Source organism: Bacillus manliponensis (assembly GCF_000712595.1).
In the GTDB taxonomy this organism is placed as follows: domain Bacteria; phylum Bacillota; class Bacilli; order Bacillales; family Bacillaceae_G; genus Bacillus_A; species Bacillus_A manliponensis.
In genome coordinates, this window is the sequence record NZ_JOTN01000002.1 from 200,848 (window position 1) to 227,123 (window position 26,276).

The following is a 26,276-nucleotide window of genomic DNA, read 5'->3' on the forward strand; positions in this document are numbered from 1 at the left end:
CCATTAATATGGACGAACCATTGTTATAATTATATGTACTGTACAAACGAGATAGAATCGAAATTCAAAGAAACGTTAAAAAAGGATGAACAAACTTAATTTCTTGCTCATCCTTTTTTAATTACCACTCTCGTATCGCTGATAAAACTTGATTATCTAATTTAGTTGCTGCGCGAAGGTCATATGTTTTTTCGTATTTTGGTTCAACTGATAGTTTTGCTCCGTAAAACATAACATCACGCACTTCTCGAATACCCACTTCTATTAACGACAATTTCAGCGGAACATTGTCTATTCTTTCTGTTTTTAAAGTTGCATCACCACTAATGGCATATACAGACTCATCAGCCATAATCGTCATAACAAGCTCTTTATTATGCCTTACATTTTGTACAATTCTTGAGCGCCAGTCTACTGCAAAACGAATTTCTTTTTCATTCATTGCATATACCCATGAAATTGCACTTACGTTTGGAGCACCCGATTCAAAATCTGTCGATGCAATTGTAACAATGCGTTCCTCACGAAGTGCTTGTAGTAAAGAATCAGTTAATGTTGGTTCGACTACATTTGCCATGTCTTCACCTCCAAAGTTTCTTACTCACTTTTATGATAACTTATTTTTCGAATTGCGAAAATATTTATTTTTTCATCTATAGTTCAAAAGTATCCAGCATACATGATATACTAATTTTGATAGAAGACGTATTGAGGTGACGTAATGAGAGTCAAATGTATGCTTTGTGATAAAAGAGAAATGTTAGATGATGAAAATCCAGTAGCGAAACGGCTTCGTAACCGTCCTATTCATACATATATGTGCGATGAATGTAACGAACGTATTAAAGAGCGCACACTAGAGCGCCATGCAACAGGAAAATTCCGTTTATACCGCGATAAAACAGTAGATGATGAATGGTAAAAACCCTTATCCAACAGATAAGGGTTTATTTATATTTTTCAGGTTCTTTTTCTATTTGATTTAAAAAGCAATCAATCAATTCAAGAGGAAATCGTACAAACTTATTTTCCCCTTCTTTTTCATATGTAACAATATACATATCTTCTCTTTTCTCCACTTCCACATTTTTTAAATAATGTTCTTCATATAACATCGTATGAAATAACCTATATGTTTCCTGAGCAGCTTCATCAAAAGGTCTAGCTTCTGCAATCGTTTTAATTGTTAACCAATTGTATAAAACATCTTGTACAGAACGCATTTTTGTCCTCCTCTTAATTCGTACTCTCCTCTTGCTTTGCCTGACGTAACCTCAATTTATATATACCAAGTACAATAATTGCAACAACAAGCCCTTCTCCTACAGGTAAGAAGATAGAAAAAAATGTTAAAAACGTACAACCAAATGCCAACAATACATAAATAATCACATTTTTCAAAAGGGAGAGTTTTCTAGCAAACCCTAAATTATATACAATAACACTTAATATCACAATTGTTCCATAAAGAAGCCACATCCCTGTATCAGGGTTCGTATCAACTTTGTATAATTTCGCAAAGAATGACATTCTATCTAGCAATTCTGGTACATTGTCGGTCATTTTATTTCTCTCCTTCTACTCTTATAACATCTCTACTATAAGAGTAACGCGGCATATAACTAATGTCTAGAAAAAATGAAAAATTTAAAAAATTTAATCTATATAAAAAAAGACCTCTATATAAGAGGTCTTTTTTTATTATTGCTCAGCATATTTCTTTTTCTTCGCTGCTCTTTCACGCTCATTCTTATCAAGTATCTTCTTACGAAGACGAATAGATTCTGGAGTAACCTCACAGTACTCATCTTCATTTAAATACTCTAATGATTCTTCAAGCGTCATAATACGTGGTTTCTTCATTGTTGATGTTTGATCTTTCGTTGCAGAACGAATGTTAGTTTGTTGTTTCATTTTTACAACGTTAACCGTTAAGTCATTCTCACGTGTATGCTCTCCAACAATCATACCAGCGTATACTTCTGTACCTGGTTCAACGAAGATAACACCGCGATCTTCTACTTGCATAATACCATACTGTGATGCTTTTCCTGTTTCTAATGAAACAAGTACACCTTGACGGCGGCCACCTACTTGACCAGTGTGTACTGGTTGGTAGCTATCGAAGGAGTGGTTTAAGATACCATATCCGCGCGTTAATGTTAAGAACTCTGTTGTGTAACCAATTAAGCCACGAGCTGGTACCATGAAAGTAAGACGAACTTGTCCATTTCCATTGTTCACCATATCTAACATTTCACCTTTACGAGCACCCATTGATTCCATAATAGAGCCTGTGTATTCTTCTGGCACATCAATTTGTACACGTTCTACTGGCTCACATTGTACACCATCAACTTCTTTAATAATTACTTCTGGTTTTGATACTTGTAGTTCATACCCTTCACGGCGCATGTTTTCAATTAAGATAGATAAATGTAACTCTCCACGTCCTGATACAATCCAAGCATCTGGAGAATCTGTGTTATCTACACGTAAACTTACATCTGTTTCTAATTGTGCACGAAGGCGCTCTTCAATTTTACGAGATGTAATATATTTTCCTTCACGACCTGCAAACGGACTGTTGTTTACAAGGAATGTCATTTGAAGTGTTGGCTCATCGATACGTAATAGTGGCAATGCTTCTGGGTGTTCAACTGGGCATACTGTTTCCCCTACGTTAATGTCTTCCATACCAGAAACAGCAACTAAATCGCCAGCTTTTGCTTCTTCAATTTCTTGACGTTTTAAGCCGATGTATCCAAATAGTTTTGTTACACGGAATTGCTTTACTGTACCATCAACTTTCATTAATGAAACTTGTTGACCAACTTTCATTGTACCGCGGAATATACGACCAACCCCAATACGTCCTACATAATCGTTATAGTCTAGTAGCGCAATTTGGAACTGTAATGGTTCTTCACTATTATCAACTGGCGCTGGAATATGCTCAACAACAGTATCAAATAAAGATTTCATGTTCTCTTCTTGATTTGCTGGGTTTGAATCTAAGCTTGCTGTACCATTAATTGCTGATGCATATACAACAGGGAATTCTAATTGTTCTTCATTTGCACCAAGTTCAATGAATAAATCGACTACTTCATCAACCACTTCTTCTGGGCGAGCAAAGTCACGGTCGATTTTATTTACAACAACAACCGGTGTTAAATTTTGTTCTAACGCTTTCTTTAATACAAAACGTGTTTGAGGCATACATCCTTCATAAGCGTCAACAACAAGTAATACACCATCAACCATGCGCATGATACGCTCTACTTCTCCACCAAAGTCAGCATGTCCAGGTGTATCTAAAATATTAATACGTGTATCTCCGTAATTAATTGCTGTATTTTTGGCTAAAATTGTAATACCACGTTCTCTTTCTAAATCGTTTGAGTCCATTGCACGCTCTTCAACTTGCTCGTTTACACGGAACGTTCCAGCTTGATGCAATAGCTGATCAACTAACGTTGTTTTTCCATGGTCAACGTGAGCGATGATGGCAATATTACGTAAATCTTCTCGTTTTTTCAACATGTCCAACTCCTAGTGTCTTTTTATCCTTCTCTATTATAAGAGCGAAGGGAGGTTGTGGCAATCAAAATAAAAGATATAACGAAATTATAGTTGTATTCCCACTTTTGTGAAAGTAAAATGAAATTGGAGGGTGAATATATGGAACAAATTCAATATCGTTTTTTAATAACCGCTATTATCGGTGTTATATTTATGATTGGTATCGGAATTATGATTGCTGAAAAAAGCCTGATTGGCATAATCATCTGCATTATCGGCACAATTTTTACTTTCGGATATGGATTCATGACAAAACGTAAACTGCGAAAATTGCAGTAACAACAAAAAGTAAGAAGCTCTTATATGAGCTTCTTACTTTTTGTTATTTTTTATATGTTCTCCGATTTTCTAAGTTATACTCTTCCTTCTCTTTAAACTTTCGCAGCTTAAAGCTCTCACTGAACATATTGTAATAATTCTTCATGAACACCTGGCCTAGCTACCAATACACTGCTTTTTTCAATAATACAAGGCGGTTCTCCAGTAAAGGTTGTAACCTTCCCTCCCACCTCTTCCACAATAATCATTCCTCCGCCAAAATCCCACGGAGATAATCTTGGTGTTACATAGGCATCTAATCTCCCAGTTGCAACATATACCATTTCAAGTGCGGCACAGCCATATGAACGTGTTCCTCTTGCATTTCTCACAAGGTCCGCCATTTTAGCCATATCTAATAAACGATTATGCGTCAGCCACGTTGCATTTAATGCAACCACCCCATTGCAAATCTCTCCCACTTCTAAATTTGGAATTCTCACCTCATTACAAAAGGCGCCTTCTCCTTTTATCGTGTGATACAACTCCTCATGAACAGGATCATAAATCAGTCCAATTTTTCCAACACCATTTTCATAAATCCCAATAGAAATCGCAAAATTTCGTTTTTGATGTATAAAATTCATTGTACCGTCAATCGGATCAATTAACCAAATGATCCCTTCGGTAGAGTTCAACTCGTCACCATACCCTTCTTCACCAAGAATGTGGTGCATTGGAAATTTCTCTTTAATCTTACTAATAAAAAATTGTTCAATCTCATGATCCATGTTCGTGACTAAGTCAGACGCATTTGATTTTGTTTCGATTGTAAGTGATTCCTTTAATGATGTATTGAGATACTCCCCTGCTTCTCTTATCCATTGCTTTGCATGTAAATCAATTTCTTTCCATACCTCTTGCATATTTAAACACTCCGATCTGTACAGTTACAGAAAAAACGAACCTTGAAAGGTTCGCACCAACTTAAATTTCATACATACACTATTATTATGCCTCTAAGCGAATCATTTCAAGTCTTAACACTTCTAATTTTTGCATGCACGCTTCTTTTTTCTCGTTATCATTTTCCATCATCGCATCATATAACGTTGCCAATTCATAATCTAACTCTAAACGTAATACCGGAATTCTCTTTTCAGCATCCGTTCTCTTTAACGCATTAATTACCTGTCTCATATTTGTTTGCCTCCTCCCAATATTCGTTCACCTTTGAATTTTAATTTACTTAATTTTCTGATTTTTTGTTTTATACTATATTATGTGGGATAAATCATCTATGCAACAAAATTGTATTTTTTATAAAAATTTTTTTATAAAATCCCTCTTTTTATAAATTGTACAAGCTATGCTAGAATAAAGAGAAACTAGGAGTTGGAGGAACAATCATGACATCAAATATTCTCACAAAAACAGATTTTGCCGTATTTTCTATCGAAGGCCTCGATGAAAGAATGGCTGAAATTAAAACTCATATCCATCCTAAATTGGAAACTCTCGGGGAACAGTTTTCTCATTTCTTAACTGAACAAACTGGCGAACCTTTTTTTTATCATGTAGCAAAACATGCACGTCGCAAAGTCAATCCACCAAACGATACTTGGGTCGCATTCTCAACAAACAAACGTGGCTATAAAATGTTGCCTCATTTCCAAATTGGGTTATGGGGAACGCATGCTTTCATATACTTTGGTTTAATTTATGAGTGTCCACAAAAAGTTGAAGCGGCTCATGCCTTCTTACAACATTTAAATGATTTACAAACCAGTATACCAAATGATTTCGTTTGGTCCATTGACCATACTAAACCAGCTGTCATCCCACATTGTACGCTGCAATCAGAAGACTTACAAAAGATGATTGAACGTTTAGCAACTGTAAAAAAAGCTGAGCTATTAGTAGGAATTCATATTTCTCCTGAAGAATTTTCAAATATGACCGCTGATCAATTTACAGTGAAAATTGAAAAGACGATGACATCACTCCTTCCTTTATACAAAATTTCAAATCGATAAAGTGAAGTTTCAATCAGTAGGAGAGTTCTTTTCTACTAATTGTTAGCCCTGTCAATCAGGCTTTTACGGATTATTAACCTTCCATCAAAGCTTCTTCATTTTTTAAGTTTTGATGCGGAATTCTGCAACACGATAAATATGAGGTAAAACAAAACGGACAATACTATCATTGTCCGTTTTTGGTTGTTATGCCATTATAACACTTCACCTTTTAATTTTCAAAATATTTTTATATTTTTACAACAGCTTGTTCTTCTGTCTTTTTGGCTTTTTGTATTACTCGATAAATGGAGTAGCCACTAACTTCCTGAAATTCTTTATCAATCTTTTTTTCTTCCATTTTAGCAGGAACAATCTCTTTAAAACTTCGATATAAGGTCATTAAATCTTCTCGCTGAACCCCTTTTTCATGCGCCTGCTCAATTGCTTCATAAAATTTAATCACTGTTATCATTTCTTCTGTTGACCAGTGATAATCAAGCGGATATTGATATTCCATCGTAACACCTCATTTTTACATACTTCGTAAATTTATTCTTTATTTTGCATAAAAAGAGATTTTTTAGTCTATATATATCCCTTATTTCTTATATACTCTTTTTATCCCTCTATTTGTGGGCTGACAATCGTTTTAGGACGAAGAACCCCCAATGATTAAAGTTTCATCTTATTATACACTATACAGCTCTATCTTGTAGCACTCTTCTTACGAGAAAAAATAATGAAATCTATTTTCTTTTTGTATATACATCTTCTGACATTGGTGATATAATGCTTTTGTTTTATAAGAAACAAAATAATATATTTACGTTAGTGGACTTAAAAACTCTTCCCATCTATTCTAAATGCTTTCTTATTTTTTAAGCTAATCATGGGAAATGACACATACAGAATTCTTTCATTACACGGCTTTAAAGTAAGAATACAAATTAAGAATTTATGTGGGATAAATAAAAATAATGATAAAAGGGGTGTATAGATTGTCCCAATACGAAACACCATTGTTTACAGCTTTAGTAGAACACAGCAAGCGAAATCCAATCCAATTCCATATTCCTGGTCATAAAAAAGGACAAGGTATGGATTCAGAATTCCGCGAATTTATTGGGCATAATGCGTTATCAATCGATTTAATCAACATTGCGCCGCTCGATGATTTACATCATCCAAAAGGTATGATTAAAGAAGCACAAAGTTTGGCTGCACAAGCCTTTGGTGCTGATCATACGTTTTTCTCTGTACAAGGGACGAGTGGTGCTATTATGACAATGGTGATGAGTGTTTGTGGGCCTGGAGATAAAATCCTCGTACCACGTAACGTTCATAAATCTGTTATGTCAGCGATTATTTTTTCAGGTGCTAAGCCAATTTTTATTCATCCAGAAATCGATTCAATACTTGGCATTTCACATGGAATTACCATTCCTTCTGTAAAAAAAGCACTTGAAGAGCATCCAGATGCAAAAGGCTTACTCGTTATTAATCCGACATACTTTGGTTTTGCAGCTGACCTGCAACAAATTGTTGAATTAGCCCATTCTTATCATGTTCCAGTTTTAGTAGACGAAGCACACGGCGTTCATATCCATTTCCATGATGCGTTGCCAATGTCAGCGATGCAAGCTGGTGCAGATATGGCTGCAACAAGTGTTCATAAATTAGGTGGCTCATTAACACAAAGCTCTATACTGAATGTAAAGGAAGGGCTTGTAAACGTAAAGCATGTTCAATCTATCATTAGCATGCTTACAACTACATCCACTTCTTACATTTTATTAGCTTCTTTAGATGTTGCGAGAAAACGTCTTGCAACAGAAGGGAAAGAAATCATTACAAGAACAATTGAACTTGCAGAGCATGTTCGAAGTGAAATTAACACAATTGAGCACCTATATTGTCCTGGAAAAGAACTACTAGGTACAGATGCAACGTTTAATTATGACCCAACAAAACTAATTATTTCCATCAAAGATTTAGGCATTACGGGTCATGATGTAGAAAAATGGCTAAGAGAGCATCATAATATAGAAGTAGAGCTTTCTGATTTATATAACATTTTATGTCTCGTTACATTGGGAGATACTGAAGAAGAAACAAATATACTCATTCGCGCTTTGAAAGATTTAGCTGCGACATTTAAGCATAAAGCTGAAACAGGTAGGGAAGTTGAAGTTGACATCCCTGAAATCCCTGTACTTGCTCTGTCGCCCCGTGATGCGTTTTATTCGGAAACAGAGGTTGTTCCATTCCAAGAGGCTGCTGGACGTATTATCGCGGACTTCGTAATGGTTTATCCACCAGGTATTCCAATTTTTACTCCGGGCGAAATTATTACGCAAGAAAACTTAGACTACATTCATAAAAATTTAGAAGCAGGGCTTCCCGTACAGGGGCCTGAAGATATGACACTACAAACATTACGTGTTATTAAAGAATATAAGCCTATCAGTTGATAGGCTTTTTTTGCACCAATTTCTCTCCCATTCATACGATAGTATAGGAAACTCCCACCCATAATTGGTGAAACAGCGGGAGAAAGAATGTATTTAGGTGGGATAGAAATATGATTGTAATTGGACGCTCTGTTGCACATCCTTATATTATAAGTGACAATGAGCCGTTTTTAGCTGAAAAACGAAATATTTTAGAAATCATGACTGGAAATCAAGAAATATATACATTTCGAACAGTAGATGAATTAAGTTTTGATTTAAATATACGTGTGCATATTATTACTTCAGCTTCAGAACTTTTCCAAAGCGGTCTTCAATTTCGTACATTTAAACAAGCTTTTTGTAATCCTGAGTTTTGGAATCTCACATATTTAGGAGGCTTTCAGCTGCGGCCAGGAGTACTACCTTCCTTTGCTATTCGCGATATATTTGCAAACGGAAAGAAGTATGGTACTGAGTGTGCTACTGCTATGATTATTATTATGTACAAAGCACTTTTAGCCCTTTATGATGAAGCAACCTTTAATCAGCTGTTCTCCAATCTTTTACTCTATACATGGGAATATGATAAAGATTTAAAACTCACAACGAAAAATGGAGGAGATTTGGTTCCAGGAGACCTTGTTTATTTTAAAAATCCACAAGTAAACCCAGCCACAATGGAATGGCAAGGTGAAAATGCAATTTATCTTGGGAATTACTTTTTTTATGGTCATGGGGTTGGTATGAAAACTGAAGAACAAATTATTTACTTATTAAATCAAAAGCGTGTTCCATATGCATTTTTATCTGCATATTTAACCGACTTTATTACTCGAATTAATAGTCGCCTAATGAGTGAATATGCGTCCCCACATAAAGTAAAAACAAAAATTGGCTTTACTCCTATTCGTGAAGATGCCATTATTGCAACGATCGGTCATACAACTTTCATTCAGTAAAAAAAAGCGTCTGCACATGCAGACGCTTTCCTATATTATATTATTGGGCTTTCGTATGCTCTCTCTGCTTGCATTCACACTGAGAACTACATTTCCCATATAATACTGTCACTTTTTCATCCTCGAAGTGCGCAATCGTGCTTTCACAAACTTGACATACAATTGTTCCCATTTTAAAATTCCCCCTAGTTTTTATAATCCCCTAAAAACTTTTTGTAAACGCTTTAACTTTCTATCTTTATTTTAATATGTTATACTTTTTACGTCAATAGTTTTTTAGTATGACACATTAATTATTTTAAAAAGAAATTAGGATGAATATTAAAGAAAAAACAGCTATATTTTATACGTATAGCTGTTTTTTCTAACTCAAATTTGATTGCGATTCATTTTCCCCATAATTTGCGTACTGTAATACTCCCGCTTTAAAACGGAAGAAGATTCGATAGGAGCTCAACAAACAGCACGTAAACCCCAATAAATCGAGTGAATAATCATTGAGGATAGGGGACAAAGCACTGATTAAAGTTTCATATATCCTTCATTAATCTTCACGCTCTGCATGCAGAGAACTATGAGGAACAAGAACTTGAAACAGTTGTGCAAGGTCCATTGCTTCTCCTTCTGATTTTAATTTAAACACATCTTTTAAATGATGGATATTCTCAACATCATCTCTTCCAAGGAGGGTTGATCTGCCAGTTTGCATACAAACAATAAGAGGTTTCCCGAAAAACATATTTGTGTAAATAATACCAAAATCATACCGCATTTCATTTGTTATAAAACCAAGAAAACGTACTTTTGTATTTTCATGCTCATCATATAACTTTTCAAACACACTCTCTCCCTCCTTTGTTTCCGCCGGTTACTGTCTATATATTAAGTGGAAGAAAGAAATATCCCTTTTAATTGTCAAAAAATTTTAAAGAATGTAAAATAGTTATATATTGTTTATGAGGAGGGGCATTATGCAAGATGCTTTTATTGAACTTGTACCAAAATCAAAGCAACAAACCATAACATTAGCAGATATAAAAGAACTATTTCAATATTATAAAACAATGACCACCCAAGCTGGAGAGCAGCTAAACTTCTACTATTCAAGTGCTGCTTTCCCATATGAAGTTGTCGATACGTCAGAAACAACACTACAATTACAATCAAATCATGATCGCTATCATATGATTTATGTAGGAATTGGTATAAAAGAAGATTCCTCATTCATTCAAGTTACATTACCACCTAATGCAACATTTGGAGATAAAGGAAAAGCAAATGAATTTTGCCGCTTTTTAGCAAAAAAATTAGAAGGGAAATTACAACTATTTAATGGAAGAACAATGTATTTCTATAAGCGTTAATCTGAAAACAATATCATCTTGATTAAAAAGAAAAATAAACTATTACAAGCTGTTAAAGTAATCGCTTTCTTTCGGGAACGCATCATAATACGAGCAATTGTATACGCGACGTACAAAAATACAAAAAATAATAATATTTTATAGTGTACTTTATCTCTTTTAGAAAGAAATAATACGATAGAAAAACCAGCCCAAATGGCATAGTGAAAAAAAGATACAAGCGTTAGCTTCATATGCGCCCCCCTTTATTTTCATCTTATATAAAATATATGGTTAATGCCTTATATGTAGAAGAAATCATTTGAACCTGCGTCTATTTTTATAAAGTGAAACTTCACTCAGTGGTTTTTCTTCATCCTCCACTAAGTGTTAGCCCGACCAATCGGGCTTTTACATTCAAAAGCGAAGCCGACTGTTCAAGCACGACAAGCACAAGATAAGCCTTTCTGTGGCTCGAGTGCTTAGGAGTCGCAGCTAGATTCGGACTGTAAGACTCCCACCTAAATAAAGTTTTGAGGTGGGAGTCTTACAGCCCACAAATAGCGGGATAAATTAAATCAAAAAAAGCAAACTTCATTAAAGAAGTTTGCTTTTTTAAATTAAATTATTTTACAATGTGGATTGGCATTCCAAGAGCAACTTCTGCTGCTTCCATTGTAATCTCACCTAATGTTGGATGAGCATGGATTGTTTGAGCGATATCTTCAGCTGTCATGCCAGCTTCGATTGCTAAACCAATTTCAGAGATGATATCTGAAGCGCCTGCACCTGCAACTTGTGCACCTACAAGAAGACCATCTTCTTTACGAGTTACAAGTTGTACGAAACCGTCTGTGCTGTTTAATGATAATGCACGGCCGTTTGCTGCGAATGGGAACTTAGATACAACTACTGTCATACCAGCTTCTTCAGCTTGTTTCTTTGTGTAACCAACAGATGCTAATTCTGGATCAGTGAAGCATACTGCAGGGATTCCAATGTAATCAATAGCAGATGCATGACCGCTGATTGCTTCAACAGCTACTTTACCTTCGTAAGAAGCTTTATGTGCTAATGGTGGTCCAGGAACGATATCACCAATTGCGTAGATGTTTGGTACGTTTGTACGGCATTGCTCGTCGATTTCGATTACGCCGCGGTCAGTCATTTTAATACCAACTTGCTCAAGACCGATTTCTTGAGTATTTGGACGACGACCTACAGTTACTAATACGTAATCTGCTTCAACAGTTTGAACTTCGCCTTTAACCTCGAAGCTAACTTTTACGCCGTTTTCAGTTTCTTCAACGCCTTTAGCCATAGCTTTTGTATGAATTGTTACGTTACCTTTCTTTTGAAGGGCACGCTTTACAACTGTGCTCATTGCTTTTTCAAAACCAGCTAAGATTTCATCACCAGCTTCTACTACAGTAACTTCTGTACCGAAGTTTGCATACGCTGTACCTAATTCCATACCGATGTAACCTCCACCGATTACAACAAGTTTCTTAGGAATTTCAGTTAAGTTTAATGCACCTGTAGAGTTAATTACACGCTTAGAGTATTTAAATCCTGGGATTTCAATTGGTGTAGAACCAGTTGCAAGAACTGCATTTTTGAACGTGTAAGTTTGTGCTGCATCTTCAGTCATAACACGTAATGTGTTTGCATCTACGAAGTAAGCTTCACCACGAATGATTTCAACTTTGTTTCCTTTTAAAAGTCCTTCTACGCCGCCAGTTAATTTCTTAACTACGCCGTTTTTCCACTCTTGAACTTTTGTAAAATCAACTTTTACGTTCTCAGCAGTGATACCCATGTCATCAGAATGCTTAGCATTCTCATAACGATGACCTGCATTGATTAATGCTTTTGAAGGAATACATCCAACGTTTAAGCATACGCCACCAAGATTTTCTTTCTCGATAATAGCTACTTTTTGACCTAATTGTGCTGCACGGATAGCTGCAACATATCCACCAGGACCTGCACCAACAACGACCGTATCTAATTCAATTGGGAAATCTCCTACTACCATTGTTATTACGCCTCCATTACTAATAATTGTGGGTCATTCAATAGACGCTTAATTTGGTTCAATGCTTTTTGAGCAGTTGCGCCATCGATTAAGCGGTGGTCGAAGCTTAGAGATAAAGCTAATACTGGAGCAGCTACGATTTCACCATTCTTCACAACTGGCTTCTCAGCAATGCGACCAATACCTAGAATTGCTACTTCTGGGTGGTTAATAACTGGAGTGAACCATTGTCCACCTGCAGAACCAATGTTTGTAATTGTGCAAGATGCACCTTTCATCTCTGCTGGAGCTAAGCGGCCTTCACGAGCTTTCGTTGCAAGGTCGTTAATTTCATTAGAGATTGTGAAAATAGACTTGCGATCAGTATCTTTTACAACTGGAACTAAAAGACCTTTGTCAGTGTCAGCTGCGATACCAACGTTGAAGTAATGCTTATGAACGATTTCTTGTGACGCATCGTCTAAAGAAGTGTTCAGCATTGGGAACTCACGAAGTGCAGATGTTAAAGCTTTTACAACGTATGGAAGGTAAGTTAATTTAATACCTTTGTCAGCTGCAACTGCTTTGAACTTCTTACGATGAGCAACAAGTTCTGTTACGTCTACTTCATCCATTAACGTTACGTGAGGCGCTGTATGCTTAGAGTTAACCATCGCTTTAGAGATCGCTTTACGGATACCGCTCATCTTCTCACGAGTTTCTGGGTATTCACCAGCTGGGATTGGTTGAGCTTTTGGAGCTTCTTCTGTTGCCGCTGCTGGAGTTGCTGCTGCTTCTACTACTGGAGCTTCTTCAGCTGCTGCTACCGCTTGTCCACCGTTTGCAAATGCATCGATGTCAGATTTCACGATACGGCCGTTCTTACCAGAACCAGCTACTTTACGGATATCTACACCTTTTTCGCGAGCATATTTACGAACAGATGGCATAGCGATTACGCGCTCGTTTACAACTTCTTCTGTTGCCGCTGGAGCCGCTACTGGAGCTTCCGCTGCTGCTGGAGCTTCTTCAGCTTTTGGTTCCTCATCATGATCGTCACCTTTAAATTTAAGGTTTTCGTATCCAGGAGCATCGATCTTAATAAGCGTGTCTCCTACTACTGCAACTGTGCCTTCTTCTACAAGGATTTCTAATACTTTACCTTTAACTGGAGAAGGAATTTCTACAACAGCCTTGTCGTTTTGTACTTCAAGAAGTACATCGTCTTCGTTTACTTCGTCGCCTGGCTTAATAAACCATTTTACGATTTCACCTTCGTGGATACCTTCACCGATATCTGGTAGTTTAAATTCAAATGCCACGGAATTCAGCCCCCTGTTTTATATCATAATATAATATTATTAAGTATTGCAAAAGAAATCAGCATGTGCTGATTTCTTTTGCACATGAACATAAAATTAGAAGTTCATTACTTTGTTAACAGCTTCAACAATATCCTTATGGTTTGGTAACCATACGCTCTCTGCTTGAGAGAATGGGAAGATTGTGTCAGCAGCTGCAACACGTACAACTGGAGCTTCTAAGTTTAAGATTGCACGGTCGTTAATTTCCGCTACAATGTTAGCTGCAATACCAGCTTGTTTTTGTGCTTCTTGAACCACAACTACGCGGCCTGTTTTTTCAACAGAAGCGATAATTGTTTCGATGTCTAATGGTTGAACTGTACGTAAGTCGATAACCTCTAAAGAGATACCTTCTTTTTCAAGTTCTTCAGCAGCTTTTAATGCAGCGTGTACCATAGCGCCGTATGCGATAACAGATACATCTGCACCTTCACGTTTAACGTCTGCTTTACCAATTTCAATCGTGTAGTCGCCTTCTGGTACTTCTTGGCGGAATGAACGGTATAATTTCATGTGCTCTAAGTAAACAACTGGATCGTTGTCACGAATCGCAGAGATTAAAAGACCTTTCGCATCATACGGAGTAGATGGAATTACAACTTTTAAACCTGGTTGTTGTGTCATTAATCCTTCTAAGCTGTCAGCATGTAGTTCTGGAGTATGAACGCCACCACCAAATGGAGAGCGAATTGTAATTGGAGAAGTCCAACGTCCACCAGAACGGTAACGCATACGCGCCATTTGACCAGAGATTGAATCAATTACTTCGAATACGAAACCGAAGAATTGAATCTCAGGAACTGGACGGTATCCTTCAAGTGCTAAACCAATTGCAAGTCCACCAATACCAGACTCTGCAAGTGGAGTATCCATTACACGATCTTCACCAAATTCAGCTTGTAGTCCTTCTGTTGCACGGAATACACCACCGTTTACACCAACGTCTTCTCCAAATACAAGTACGTTTGGATCGTTTTTCATTTCAACACGTAAAGCATCAGTGATTGCTTGAATCATTGTCATTTGAGCCATGGCTTACTTCGACTCCTTTTCTTTGTAGATTTCATATTGCTCTTGTAAGTTGTAAGGCATTTTTTCGTACATGATTTCCATTAAATCAGTAACTTTTTGCTTTGGAGCTTGGTCAGCTTTCGCAATCGCTTCTTTAATTTCTTCTTTTGCTTGTTCGATTACTTTTTCTTCTTCTTCTTGAGACCAGATGCCTTTATTTTCTAAGAATGTACGGAAACGTACGATTGGATCTTTTTGTTCCCATTCGTTTTCGATATCTTTTGTGCGGTAACGAGTTGGGTCATCACCAGCCATTGTATGTGGACCATAACGGAATGTTAAAGTCTCGATTAGTGTAGGGCCTTCACCATTTACTGCGCGCTCACGTGCAAATGCAGTTGCTGCGTATACAGCTAATGGATCCATACCGTCTACTTGAATACCGTAAATACCTGCTGCTACTGCTTTTTGTGCTACAGTTTTTGCTGCAGATTGCTTTTCTACTGGAGTAGAGATTGCATAACGGTTGTTTTGTACAACGAAAATTGCTGGAGCTTTAAATGCACCTGCAAAGTTTAAACCTTCGTAGAAGTCACCTTGAGACGCTCCGCCATCACCAGTGTAAGTGATTGCAACATTCTTCTTACCACGTAATTTCATACCTAACGCAACACCAGCAGTTTGGATGATTTGCGCACCGATAATGATTTGTGGAGAAATTGCTTTCATATCCTCTGGCATTTGGTTACCCATGAAATGTCCACGAGAGAATAAGAATGCTTGGTATAATGGTAGACCGTGCCAAATTAATTGAGGAACATCACGGTATCCTGGTAATACAAAGTCTTCTTTCTCTAAAGCGAAGTGACTCGCTAACTGAGAAGCTTCTTGTCCAGCTGTTGGTGCGTAGAAACCTAAGCGACCTTGACGATTTAAAGAAATAGAGCGTTGATCTAATACGCGAGTATACACCATACGACGCATTAATTCTTTTAATTGATCATCAGATAGTTCTGGCATAGCTGCTTTATTAACAACTTCGCCTTTTTCGTTTAAAATTTGTAATGTTTGAAACTGAGCTGCGATAGCTTCCATTTGCGCTTCAACATTAAATAGGGCATTTTTTGTTTTAGTACCCATTCCGTTCACCTCTTCCTCTCTTCAACCATATTCTGAAACGCTTTCACTTCCATCTCTTAATAGGTGAAATAAAAGCGTAAGCATGAAAACCGACACATTGTCGGCTATTGGATAATTTTGTGTACCTAACAATCTGTACTAATGTTTCTGTCTGAACAAATTAATACAATCTTGATCACGTTTTTTAGTTTACAACTATTCTAATCACGCTGTCAATTACTTTGATTACGAATTTTTTTCGAAAAGTATTGGGGGCGTTCCAACAAATACACGTTTTCATTTTAACATCTGTATCAGTAAGCAATTACCTCCTGTTATATTATTCCCTTTCCCTCAATATTTTTATCATAGAATAATATGTAAACGTTTTACTTCTTTTTATTTTTTCTCCTATACAAAGAAAAATATGCAACTCTTGCCATTACTTTAGGCAAATAACTACACACTTCCTTTTCCTCTTCCATACATTATCATAACCGCACTATTTGCGGAGGGATACTATAAGGAGGTCATATTATATGCAAGGATATACGTTTTGTTATCCAACTTGTTCCTACCCAACATATGGATATGGTTATAGCGGCGGCGGTGGCTGTGGATTTGGACGCGGTTTCGCTTTAATCGTCGTTTTATTTATCCTATTAATTATTGTTGGTGCTGCCTGCATCCACTAATGTAAACACAATAACCATAAGAAAAAGGCGGCGCTGCCGTCTTTTCTTTATCATGACTTTTTCTTGAACCTTTGGTAGACTAAAAACGAAAGGAGTGATTATATATGCTAACAATGAATGATGTCATTCGTGAAGGTAATCCTATTTTGCGAACAGTAGCGGAGGAAATTTCCATCCCTGCAAGTGAAGAGGATGTACATACATTACAACAAATGATTGACTTTGTTATTAACAGTCAAAATCCAGAACTAGCTGAAAAATACAATTTACGTCCTGGAATTGGTTTAGCTGCACCACAAATTGGGATTTCTAAAAAAATGATTGCCGTGCACGTAAGGGACAAAGTAGACACACTTTATAGTTATGCACTATTTAACCCAAAAATCGTGAGTCACTCTGTAGAGCGAGTATATTTACCGAGCGGCGAAGGATGCTTATCTGTTGATCGTGATGTACCTGGCTATGTGCCCCGTTATGCACGCATTACAGTAACAGCAACAACTATCGATGGCGAAAACGTAAAACTCCGCTTAAAAGGATTAGCCGCAATTGTATTTCAACATGAAATTGATCATTTAAATGGAATTATGTTTTATGACCACATCAATCAAGACAATCCATTTGCTGAACCAGATAACGCTTCTCCATTAGAAAGATAAAAAGCAGAGGTGTAATCCTCTGCTTTTTATAGTAACTTTGCCCATTGTAAACCGTGGAGAATCCCGTCTTCTGCAACATCTTTTGTTACATAGTTTGCAAGTTGCTTCAACTCCTCCTCTCCATTTCCCATCGCAATTCCTGTTCCTACCATTTCAATCATTTCCAAGTCATTTAAACCGTCACCAAACGCATACACTTGCTCACGCTTAAAACCAAGTCTTTCAATAAACTTTTCAATTCCCTTAGCTTTTGAACCGCCTTTTGGAATAATATCCATTGAATAAGCATGCCAACGAATAAAATGGAAATTCGAATAGTTATGAATGAACTTTTCTTCTTCACCAGCTTCGCAAAATAGAAGTGTTTGATAAATATCTCGATTTTCATAAAAGCTTGGTTCATATACCGGATGATTCATGTTTAAGCTTCCAAATCCTTCATGTATATAATCATGATATTCCACAGTAGCCTTCATATTCGCTTCGTCTAAGTAAACAAGTGGATATCCTTCTTGTTTCGCAAACGTTGTAAATTGATGTAAAGCATCTGAATGTAATGGGTTTTTATAAATAACTTCATCTTCAAAAACAACATATTGCCCATTAAAGCTCACATAATTGTGAATATTGAGTTCTTTTCGAATATCTTCAAACATAAATGGAGCGCGTCCCGTCGCAATCGCTACATGAACTCCACTCTCTTGTAATTTACGAACAGCCTCTTTTGTAGAAGCTGGAATCTTTTTATTGTGATCTAATAACGTTCCATCAATATCAAAGAAAACAATTTTATTGTCCATTTTCAAAACCCTCTCTATTGCTTATGCCTTATACGTTACGTACGGACTGAAGTATATCATATAAAACATCTCTGAACAAAACACTAGCCCTCTAACTTTTTTTATATGATGTTCATTTAAGAAGTTGCGGAATGGTCATTGTTTGATGAATTTTCTCCCTCACTCTATCTCATACTATACAGTGAAACTTCAATCATTGACGGAGCTCTTCATCCCCAATGGTTGTTAAAGTACTCGGGCTTTTACGAACTGTAAGACTATCTTTTCTCCCTCTCATTATACTTCCGCCCATTATGAATATACATGTTTTAGAACAAACTAAGAAAGAAAGGAAAAGTAACATGCTGAAAAGACTAAAGAAAAAATTAAAAGCATGCTGGAACGATATAGTTCAAACGAAAAAAACTGCTTAAATCGTGCCCATTTTGGGCTTTTTTCTTCATTCTTATTCGAAAAAACATGAAAATCGGAACTAGATGCTTTATAATAGGTAAAAGACAATCTAAAACAAAGACTAAGGAGAGATTTTCCAAATGATTTTTAAAGTATTTTATCAAGAAAAAATGTTAGAAGTACCAGTACGTGAAAATACAAAGGTACTTTACGTAGAAGCAGAATCTGAAAGAGACGTTCGTACAAAACTACAAAATTCCGGATATAATATTGAGTTTGTTCAATCAGTAACAGGTGCTCATCTTGAATATGAAAAGCAAAATGAAGACTTCAAAGTAGTGGAGATCGGTTAAGTTTATGAAGTTCTTAAAAAACGACCAAGCAGCCGTATTTGCTCTTGGTGGACTCGGCGAAATCGGTAAAAATACATATGCTGTTCAATATCAAGATGAAATTATTTTAATCGATGCTGGAATTAAGTTTCCGGAAGACGAACTTCTTGGCATCGACTACGTAATCCCGGATTATACGTATTTAGTTCGTAACGAAGATAAAATTAAAGGTCTGTTTATTACACATGGTCATGAAGATCATATTGGCGGCATTCCTTATTTACTACGCCAAGTAAACATTCCAATTTACGGTGGAAAACTAGCACTCGGATTGATTAAAAACAAGCTAGAAGAGCACGGGTTATTAAGAAAAGCAAAACTCTATGAATTTAAAGAAGATGACGTCATTAAGTTTAGAAAAACGTCTGTTTCCTTTTTCCATACAACACACAGTATTCCAGATTCGTATGGGATTGTTGTAAAAACACCTCAAGGACAAATCGTTCATACAGGTGACTTTAAGTTTGATTTCACACCAGTTGGGGAACCTGCAAACTTAACAAAAATGGCCGAAATCGGAAAAAATGGTGTGCTTTGCTTACTGTCCGATAGTACAAATAGTGAAGTACCAAATTTCACAATGTCTGAGCGCCGCGTCGGTGAAAGCATTCATGATATTTTCCGAAAAGTAGAAGGTCGCATTATTTTTGCAACATTTGCTTCTAATATTCATCGTTTACAACAAGTAGTAGATGCTGCTGTTGCAAACAATCGTAAAATTGCGGTATTTGGTCGCAGCATGGAAGCTGCAATGGAGATCGGTCAAAATTTAGGTTACATTCGTTGCCCAAAAGACACAATTATTGAGACATCTCAAATTAACCGTATCCCAGCGAATCAACTCGTTATTTTATGCACAGGAAGTCAAGGTGAACCAATGGCTGCACTATCTCGCATCGCTAACGGTACACATCGTCAAATCCAAATTATCCCTGGTGATACAGTTGTGTTCTCTTCTTCTCCAATTCCAGGAAATACAGTAAGCGTAAGTCGTACAATTAATATGTTGTATCGTGCCGGTGCTGATGTTATTCACGGACCACTTACTGATATTCATACAAGTGGACACGGTGGACAAGAAGAACAAAAACTAATGTTACGCCTGATTAAACCGAAATACTTTATGCCAATCCACGGTGAATACCGTATGCAACGTATGCATGCGAAATTAGCAAATGACTGTGGTATTCCAGAGGAAAATTGTTTTATCATGGACAATGGGGATGTATTAGCACTCCGTGAAGATGAAGCTATGATTGCTGGAAAGATACCATCTGGATCTGTTTATATCGACGGTAATGGTATTGGTGATATTGGTAATATCGTACTACGTGACCGCCGTATTCTTTCTGAAGAAGGACTTGTTATCGTTGTAGTAAGTATCGATATGAAAGAATTTAAAGTTGCAGCTGGTCCTGATATTATCTCTCGTGGGTTTGTATACATGCGTGAAAGCAGCGATTTAATTAACGATGCACAAACATTGATTACAACTCATCTCGAGAAAGTAATGGAACGTAAAACAACACAATGGTCTGAAATTAAAAATGAGATTACAGATACATTAGCTCCATTCTTATATGAAAAAACAAAACGTCGCCCAATGATTTTACCAATCATTATGGAGATATAAAAAAGACAATGCCCTTTGAGGGCATTGTCTTTTTTTATCATAAATATCATCTTTATATTAAAAAATTCTCAAACTTATCTACATCGTTATCATGACCAATAACAATTAAAATATCACCTTTTTGAATATTCTCTGTTGCACGAGGTGAAACAATTACTTCTTTCCCACGTTTGATAGCCATAATATTCAAACCAAATTTTGCACGAATATTTAACTCAATTAAAGAATGGCCATCAATTTTATCATTTGCGATAATTTCCACGATACTATGTTCATCTGAAAGTTCTAGGTAATCAAGAACGCTGCTAGAAGCAATGTTATTCGCAATACGTTTTCCCATATCACGCTCTGGATGTACAATATGATCTGCTCCAATTTTACTTAATACTTTCTCATGATAATCATTTTGTGCTTTTACAGTAATATTCTTCACACCTAGCTCTTTTAAAATCAATGTTGTCAAAATGCTAGCATTTAAATTATCACCAATTGCAACAACAACATGATCGAAATTACGAATACCTAAACTTTTTAACACCATTTCATCCGTTGAGTCTGCAATCACTGCATGGGAAGCAATATTTGCAAATTCATTTACTTTATCTTCATCCACATCAATTGCCATAACCTCCATACCTAACTGTGCTAACTCACGACAAATACTGCCTCCAAATCGCCCAAGACCAATGACTGCAAATTCTTTTTGTTTCCCACTCACAATAAATTCCTCCAATAAAGTTGAATTCTATTTAGTATCGTTAAAATATATCATCTACATATGTAAAATAACTTTTCACTTATCATTTTCGCTTTTGTATATATAAAAATTGTTGTAAATAGAACAGTAACATACATACAAGCATAACAAAAATAAACATATTCCCAAACGAACTGAATGTTTCAAAAACAAACACTAACGTCTGTTGACCAAAAAAAGCTAGTAGAAGTTGCATAAACGCAAATAATAAAGCAAGTTGATACGAATGTTGATGAAACAAGTAATGCGTCGCTCCTAAAAAACCAACGAGAGAAATTACGAATATCCACCATACACCTATCATATTGATCCATCCGGTGAAATCATATCCATTTACAATAATTGCAATCCCTGCAATCACAATCATTGTTGGTAAACTCCAAAATAGAGCACGATTCCGGAAGAAAAGTAAAGCTTTTTTATCACCTTGTCTACTCGCACAATATGTTAAAAATGTTGCACTAATATATAATACAGAGAAAATTGTTAACACGATAATAAGCCAAAAATGCACTTGATAATAATTATGTTCGATATTCGTAACAATCCCAGCTAATAAACTCGGAATGAGCATTCCTGTTAGCCCATCAACACTTCGTCTATTCCAAAAAACTAAATTACCAATACGAATACCTAATAATAAAAATATAATAGCACCGATAACAAACAAGGTCATTTTATCCCCGACTAAGCTTGTTGAAAAAGCAATTAATCCAACAAATAAAAACAGAAGAAAAGCATTCATAATTTCAATAACAGGCGACAAATATTTTCTTACCCATTCTACTGTACTTTCATAACCGCTTTTCTTTGTTAACCAATATACATAGAAGCTAATACCAAAATAAATAGCCGTTACAATAACATATGTATATAAAAAGAAACATAATATAATACTTCCTATCGTCACTGTATCCCCTACCTTTTCTTTCAATACATCATATTGATTTTACACATTTTTTACGTAAAATGTAAAGTGAACTTCTCCTCCATCTATACTGCACGTACAAAGGACCGCTTCTAAAATCATCCTGTTACTTAACTCTCAAACCTGCTTCATGCTCTAAATTATTATTCTATCTCTATCAACCACAACAACACATTCATATTGGAAGGCTACCCTTTTCTAAAGGAAGTTACAAACTATAAATCCCCCAATAGTTTTGGAGGATTTATACTACATTTAGCCCATAAAAGCATAATTGTTTGCTTTATAATTTTGCAGCAAAGGGAGAAATACTCATCATCTGCTCCCTTTCCATTTCATATATTGCGTTAAGAAAATAATCGTCTTGTCTATTGCTTTTTCATTTGGATTTAGTTTCGCATGATGTAGTCCATATTCTGAGTCTACACCTAACCAAAACATGAAACCTGGAATATCACGAAGCATATAACCAAAGTCTTCCCCAGTCATTGCTTCTTGACATGTTATCACATTCATATCCGTATGGTCAGATACGAACGACATAAATTCTTTCGTTAAAACCTCATGATTGTACACTTGATGATACATTGCCCCATAATCAATATCCGCTTCACATTCAAACGATGTTTCTATTCCAGATACAATCGCTTCAATTCTTGCTTTTACTCGTTTCATCGATTCAACAGACAACGTTCGAATTGTACCTTCTAGCCTAGATTTTTCTGCAATAATATTTTGTACTGTTCCACCTGTAATTTTACCGATTGTAATAACAGCACTATCTAATGGATTTACATTCCGGCTTATAACGGACTGCAGTTGTGTAACAAGATGGCTTGCAGCAACAATCATGTCATTTGCTGTATGAGGATATGCTGCATGTCCTCCTTTTCCTTTTAAATCAATATACAATTCCGATGTATTTGCGAATAGTAGTCCTTCTTTTGTTGCAATTGTTCCTACCTCATATTCCGGTGCAATATGAAGAGCACATACAATATCTGGCTTCCATTGTTTTAGTTCTTCACTTTGCAACAGTGGAAGTGCCCCTCCAGGTCCCTCCTCTGCCGGTTGAAACATAAATACAAGATCATCATCAATTCGTTCTTTTACTAAAGATGTTAATAAGCCAAGTCCAATTGCTGTATGCATATCATGGCCACACGCATGCATCATTCCTTCATGTTCTGAAGCAAACTCATAACCAGTCTCCTCAGTAATTGGTAATCCATCAATATCTGCACGGTAACCAATTATTTTTTCTGGATTGCGACCATTCACTTTCACAATCACACCTGTTTTCCACGTTTTTACCTCTATATACTCACTTGGAAGCGTGCTAATATAATTTAAAATATATTGCTGTGTCTTCCACTCTTTAAATCCAAGCTCAGGAATCTTATGTAAATCCCGACGTATTTGTACAAACTTACTAATTTCCATTTCTCCACCGCCATTCATAAAAAGCGTAAAGGCAAATGGCCCTTACGCTTTTCTTTTATATCACTTCACCCGCAGCTAAAAATTCATTTCGCTACAATTAAAGTTCACTCTTATTTTGTTGGGTTTAATTGACGAAGTTCTTGTTTAATCTCTGTCTTTGCTTTTGTTTTCTCGTCAATCTCTTTAATTACACGTGCTGGTGTACCTGCTACTACTGTGTACGGAGGTACATCTTCTGTTACAACTGCACCTGCAGCTACAACTGCACCTTTACCTACTGTTACACCTTCAAGCACAACTACATTTGCACCAATTACAACATCATCTTCAACGATAACTGGCTTTGCAGAAGGTGGTTCGATTACACCTGCAAGTACCGCACCTGCGCCAACATGACAGTTCTTACCTACTGTTGCACGTCCGCCAAGTACTGCATTCATATCGATCATTGTACCTTCACCAATTACAGCACCGATATTAATCGTTGCATTCATCATAATAACAGCATTGTCACCGATTTCCACTTGATCACGGATGATTGCACCTGGCTCGATACGTGCATTAATCCCTTTTAAATCTAACATTGGAATCGCAGAGTTACGACGATCATTTTCTACTACATAGTCTACAATGTACTTTTTATTTTCTTCAAGTACTGCTTGAATATCAGACCATTCTCCAAATAAAACACCTGTTTTTTTATTTACAAATGCTTGTACTTGTTCTGGGAATGTAATTTCTTTTAAATCCCCTTTTATGTATACCTTTACAGGTGTTTTCTTTTCACTGTTTTGAATAAACGAAATAATTTCGTTTGCATCCATCATTTTCATGTTTACTGCCTCCTAATTACATATATAATGTTACTCTACCAAACGAAAAGGTTCCTCGCAACAAATTCATCTTATTTTTCTGTTTGAAACTCTTCAATCACTTCTAAAAAAGCTTGAACTTGTTTTAACTGGCGAGCAGATTCACTTGTTAAAATCCACGTTTCGCGATTTAATTGTACAGGTGTTCGGTAAAGATCATTACGTATTTCTTTTAAAACCGTAGATGGTAATAACGCATATCCTATTCCATTTAATACAAGTTGTTTACATGTTTCAATTTGATCAACAACAATCGTACGCTTTGGTGGATTTGGAAAAATACTGTACCACCACGTTTGTATCTGTCCGTAATATGTAGAATCACTCTTAAATTGAATAAATGGTTTATCAGTATCCTTAAGCATCGTTACGTCACTTATCTCTGTATCGACTAAGTATAGCTCATCTTCGAATAACTTTTGTTTATGTCCTTTATACTCTTGTCTCCCACGTAAAATCGCAACATGTACGTCTCCTTCATAAAAATTCCTCTGCACTTCACTACTCCATCCTGTAAAGAGAGAAATTTTCACAAATGGATACTTGCTTACAAACGCTTTTAAAACAGGTGGTAACCAATATTGACCAATAACCGAAGCAACAGCTATTTTAAGCGTTCCATACGTTTCAGTTTGCAATGTAGACAATTCACTCTTAATGGCCTCTTCTTTCTGAAGCATATCTTTCGCATAACTTGCGACTTTTTCGCCTTCTGGTGTAATTGTTAAACCCTTTTGAGAACGAATAAAAAACTTCATTCCCCATTGTTTCTCCATCGATTGTAAACGCTGACTAAGGGCTGGCTGAGAAACAAACAAACGCTCCGCAGCTTTTCTCATATTTAATTCTTGCGCTAACACGACCATCATTTGAAAATCATCAATTTGCACTTGCTTTTCTCCCTTCTTACAAACCAAAAGCGACTTCTTAAACAGTTTGAAGCCGCTTCTCTATCATTATCGGTTATACTGACGTACTTTTTTATTTAATAATTTTAAAATTGCTCTTCGTGTTAAAATGCCATCAAAACATCCCTCTTCATTCTCCACACAAACAAATGGATGATCAATTGTCATTTCTAAAGCTTTTGTAAATGGGTCATTCAATTGAAGTCGTGGAATATCTTGCTTCATAACACTTTCAACTTTCATATGCTCCAACTTTTCAAATTCAATGCGTTCTAATCCTAAAATCCCATCTAAAATCATCGCTGTACTAATAAGTCCATGTAATTTATACATAGGATCTAACACCGGAATTGCAGAATATCCCGATTTAACAAGAACAAGAAGCGCATGTTCTAAATTATTTCCAATTTGAACGTGTGCAACTTTTTCAGACGAAATCATTAAGTCCTTCACAAACACTTGCTGAAACTCTTCTTTCGGCATGCTAATCATTGCTATCCCCCATTTTTCTCTCCATTTAACAATTATTTATCAAACAAATAAAAGCTCTTCATTTACGATCAAAATTAAAAGGTAAAATTTGTTTGCATTGTCCTATTGTAGCTACCAATCAATCTGAATAAACACATTTTCTACATACTATAGTTCTTTTATAGTTTATGATAGCGT

General features: G+C 36.2%; 31 protein-coding genes. 10 read left to right on the forward strand and 21 right to left on the reverse strand.

What is annotated here, in order from left to right:
* Positions 1–121 precede the first annotated feature (121 nt).
* Positions 122–577, reverse strand: a complete 456-nt coding sequence (locus tag BAMA_RS02865) for a pyridoxamine 5'-phosphate oxidase family protein (protein ID WP_034635826.1) — start codon at positions 575–577, stop codon at positions 122–124.
* 144 nt (positions 578–721) lie between these two features.
* Between BAMA_RS02865 and BAMA_RS02870 the strand changes: the two genes are divergently transcribed.
* Positions 722–922, forward strand: coding sequence for a YlaI family protein (locus BAMA_RS02870; protein WP_034635827.1), 201 nt, complete (start codon positions 722–724; stop codon positions 920–922).
* Between the two features lie 25 nt (positions 923–947).
* Here BAMA_RS02870 and BAMA_RS02875 read toward each other — a convergent pair whose 3' ends face one another.
* The 3 genes from BAMA_RS02875 to typA all read right to left on the reverse strand — a co-directional run bounded on the left by BAMA_RS02875 (position 948) and on the right by typA (position 3,543).
* Positions 948–1,223, reverse strand: a complete 276-nt coding sequence (locus BAMA_RS02875; protein WP_034635828.1) for a hypothetical protein — start codon at positions 1,221–1,223, stop codon at positions 948–950.
* A 13-nt stretch (positions 1,224–1,236) separates the two neighbouring features.
* A complete protein-coding gene (locus BAMA_RS02880; protein ID WP_034636232.1) occupies positions 1,237–1,542 on the reverse strand; it encodes a YlaH-like family protein in 306 nt (101 codons plus the stop codon).
* A 159-nt stretch (positions 1,543–1,701) separates the two neighbouring features.
* Positions 1,702–3,543 carry a translational GTPase TypA gene (gene typA, locus BAMA_RS02885; RefSeq protein WP_200874661.1) on the reverse strand — a complete coding sequence of 614 codons (1,842 nt, stop codon included), beginning with the start codon at positions 3,541–3,543 and terminating at the stop codon, positions 1,702–1,704.
* A gap of 141 nt (positions 3,544–3,684) precedes the next feature.
* Between typA and BAMA_RS02890 the strand changes: the two genes are divergently transcribed.
* Positions 3,685–3,864, forward strand: coding sequence for a DUF5325 family protein (locus BAMA_RS02890; protein ID WP_034635830.1), 180 nt, complete (start codon positions 3,685–3,687; stop codon positions 3,862–3,864).
* A 116-nt stretch (positions 3,865–3,980) separates the two neighbouring features.
* On the opposite strand, the gene BAMA_RS02895 is transcribed toward BAMA_RS02890, so the two are convergent.
* Complete coding sequence (locus tag BAMA_RS02895) at positions 3,981–4,769, reverse strand: inositol monophosphatase family protein (protein WP_034635831.1); 789 nt, start codon at positions 4,767–4,769, stop codon at positions 3,981–3,983.
* Between the two features lie 85 nt (positions 4,770–4,854).
* A complete protein-coding gene (locus BAMA_RS02900; protein ID WP_034635832.1) occupies positions 4,855–5,043 on the reverse strand; it encodes a hypothetical protein in 189 nt (62 codons plus the stop codon).
* Positions 5,044–5,252: 209 nt separating this feature from the next.
* On the opposite strand from BAMA_RS02900, the gene BAMA_RS02905 reads away from it, so the two are divergent.
* The gene (locus BAMA_RS02905) at positions 5,253–5,879 is read left to right on the forward strand and encodes a YktB family protein (RefSeq protein WP_034635833.1); all 627 of its coding nucleotides are present in this window, start codon (positions 5,253–5,255) and stop codon (positions 5,877–5,879) included.
* A 229-nt stretch (positions 5,880–6,108) separates the two neighbouring features.
* On the opposite strand, the gene BAMA_RS02910 is transcribed toward BAMA_RS02905, so the two are convergent.
* A complete protein-coding gene (locus tag BAMA_RS02910) occupies positions 6,109–6,378 on the reverse strand; it encodes a UPF0223 family protein (protein WP_034635834.1) in 270 nt (89 codons plus the stop codon).
* A 481-nt stretch (positions 6,379–6,859) separates the two neighbouring features.
* Here BAMA_RS02910 and BAMA_RS02915 point away from each other — a divergent pair, with 481 nt between their 5' ends.
* Both BAMA_RS02915 and BAMA_RS02920 read left to right on the forward strand, forming a co-directional pair.
* Entirely contained in the window at positions 6,860–8,332 is a 1,473-nt protein-coding gene (locus tag BAMA_RS02915) for an aminotransferase class I/II-fold pyridoxal phosphate-dependent enzyme (RefSeq protein ID WP_034635835.1), read from the forward strand.
* Between the two features lie 110 nt (positions 8,333–8,442).
* On the forward strand, positions 8,443–9,273 hold the full coding sequence (locus BAMA_RS02920; protein WP_034635836.1) for a protein-glutamine gamma-glutamyltransferase: 831 nt from the start codon (positions 8,443–8,445) through the stop codon (positions 9,271–9,273).
* 40 nt (positions 9,274–9,313) lie between these two features.
* Here BAMA_RS02920 and BAMA_RS02925 read toward each other — a convergent pair whose 3' ends face one another.
* Entirely contained in the window at positions 9,314–9,445 is a 132-nt protein-coding gene (locus tag BAMA_RS02925; RefSeq protein WP_034635837.1) for a GapA-binding peptide SR1P, read from the reverse strand.
* A 372-nt stretch (positions 9,446–9,817) separates the two neighbouring features.
* Positions 9,818–10,114: a DUF3055 domain-containing protein gene (locus BAMA_RS02930; RefSeq protein WP_034635838.1), complete on the reverse strand. Its 297-nt coding sequence runs from the start codon at positions 10,112–10,114 to the stop codon at positions 9,818–9,820.
* Between the two features lie 130 nt (positions 10,115–10,244).
* On the opposite strand from BAMA_RS02930, the gene BAMA_RS02935 reads away from it, so the two are divergent.
* Complete coding sequence (locus BAMA_RS02935; protein ID WP_034635839.1) at positions 10,245–10,637, forward strand: DUF1885 family protein; 393 nt, start codon at positions 10,245–10,247, stop codon at positions 10,635–10,637.
* Here the strand turns inward: BAMA_RS02935 and BAMA_RS02940 are convergent.
* From BAMA_RS02940 to pdhA, 5 genes are all read right to left on the reverse strand, one after another.
* Entirely contained in the window at positions 10,634–10,870 is a 237-nt protein-coding gene (locus tag BAMA_RS02940; RefSeq protein WP_034635840.1) for a hypothetical protein, read from the reverse strand. The genes BAMA_RS02935 and BAMA_RS02940 overlap by 4 nt on opposite strands.
* Positions 10,871–11,241: 371 nt before the next feature.
* The gene (lpdA, locus tag BAMA_RS02945; RefSeq protein ID WP_034635841.1) at positions 11,242–12,654 is read right to left on the reverse strand and encodes a dihydrolipoyl dehydrogenase; all 1,413 of its coding nucleotides are present in this window, start codon (positions 12,652–12,654) and stop codon (positions 11,242–11,244) included.
* 5 nt (positions 12,655–12,659) lie between these two features.
* A complete protein-coding gene (locus BAMA_RS02950) occupies positions 12,660–13,955 on the reverse strand; it encodes a dihydrolipoamide acetyltransferase family protein (RefSeq protein ID WP_034635842.1) in 1,296 nt (431 codons plus the stop codon).
* A 96-nt stretch (positions 13,956–14,051) separates the two neighbouring features.
* Positions 14,052–15,029 (reverse strand): alpha-ketoacid dehydrogenase subunit beta, encoded by a 978-nt coding sequence (locus tag BAMA_RS02955; protein ID WP_034635843.1) that lies wholly within the window; start codon positions 15,027–15,029, stop codon positions 14,052–14,054.
* Between the two features lie 3 nt (positions 15,030–15,032).
* A complete protein-coding gene (gene pdhA, locus BAMA_RS02960; protein ID WP_034635844.1) occupies positions 15,033–16,148 on the reverse strand; it encodes a pyruvate dehydrogenase (acetyl-transferring) E1 component subunit alpha in 1,116 nt (371 codons plus the stop codon).
* A 518-nt stretch (positions 16,149–16,666) separates the two neighbouring features.
* Here pdhA and BAMA_RS02965 point away from each other — a divergent pair.
* Positions 16,667–16,822 (forward strand): YjcZ family sporulation protein, encoded by a 156-nt coding sequence (locus BAMA_RS02965; protein ID WP_034635845.1) that lies wholly within the window; start codon positions 16,667–16,669, stop codon positions 16,820–16,822.
* Between the two features lie 104 nt (positions 16,823–16,926).
* Positions 16,927–17,481, forward strand: a complete 555-nt coding sequence (gene def, locus BAMA_RS02970; protein ID WP_034635846.1) for a peptide deformylase — start codon at positions 16,927–16,929, stop codon at positions 17,479–17,481.
* A gap of 26 nt (positions 17,482–17,507) precedes the next feature.
* Here the strand turns inward: def and BAMA_RS02975 are convergent, their stop codons facing one another.
* Positions 17,508–18,281, reverse strand: coding sequence for a Cof-type HAD-IIB family hydrolase (locus BAMA_RS02975; protein WP_034635847.1), 774 nt, complete (start codon positions 18,279–18,281; stop codon positions 17,508–17,510).
* A 533-nt stretch (positions 18,282–18,814) separates the two neighbouring features.
* Here BAMA_RS02975 and BAMA_RS02985 point away from each other — a divergent pair.
* Both BAMA_RS02985 and rnjA read left to right on the forward strand, forming a co-directional pair.
* Positions 18,815–19,027 (forward strand): DNA-dependent RNA polymerase subunit epsilon, encoded by a 213-nt coding sequence (locus tag BAMA_RS02985; RefSeq protein WP_034635849.1) that lies wholly within the window; start codon positions 18,815–18,817, stop codon positions 19,025–19,027.
* A gap of 4 nt (positions 19,028–19,031) precedes the next feature.
* Positions 19,032–20,699, forward strand: a complete 1,668-nt coding sequence (rnjA, locus tag BAMA_RS02990; RefSeq protein ID WP_034635850.1) for a ribonuclease J1 — start codon at positions 19,032–19,034, stop codon at positions 20,697–20,699.
* Positions 20,700–20,751: 52 nt separating this feature from the next.
* Here the strand turns inward: rnjA and BAMA_RS02995 are convergent, their stop codons facing one another.
* The 6 genes from BAMA_RS02995 to cbpB all read right to left on the reverse strand — a co-directional run bounded on the left by BAMA_RS02995 (position 20,752) and on the right by cbpB (position 26,099).
* Positions 20,752–21,417 (reverse strand): potassium channel family protein, encoded by a 666-nt coding sequence (locus BAMA_RS02995; protein WP_034635851.1) that lies wholly within the window; start codon positions 21,415–21,417, stop codon positions 20,752–20,754.
* An 82-nt stretch (positions 21,418–21,499) separates the two neighbouring features.
* Complete coding sequence (locus BAMA_RS03000; RefSeq protein ID WP_034635852.1) at positions 21,500–22,366, reverse strand: cytochrome c oxidase assembly protein; 867 nt, start codon at positions 22,364–22,366, stop codon at positions 21,500–21,502.
* A 333-nt stretch (positions 22,367–22,699) separates the two neighbouring features.
* A complete protein-coding gene (locus BAMA_RS03005) occupies positions 22,700–23,827 on the reverse strand; it encodes an N-acetyldiaminopimelate deacetylase (protein WP_034635853.1) in 1,128 nt (375 codons plus the stop codon).
* Between the two features lie 110 nt (positions 23,828–23,937).
* A complete protein-coding gene (dapD, locus tag BAMA_RS03010) occupies positions 23,938–24,660 on the reverse strand; it encodes a 2,3,4,5-tetrahydropyridine-2,6-dicarboxylate N-acetyltransferase (protein WP_034635854.1) in 723 nt (240 codons plus the stop codon).
* 71 nt (positions 24,661–24,731) lie between these two features.
* Entirely contained in the window at positions 24,732–25,589 is an 858-nt protein-coding gene (locus BAMA_RS03015) for a LysR family transcriptional regulator (protein ID WP_034635855.1), read from the reverse strand.
* 66 nt (positions 25,590–25,655) lie between these two features.
* Entirely contained in the window at positions 25,656–26,099 is a 444-nt protein-coding gene (gene cbpB, locus BAMA_RS03020; protein ID WP_034635856.1) for a cyclic-di-AMP-binding protein CbpB, read from the reverse strand.
* Positions 26,100–26,276: the final 177 nt, after the last annotated feature.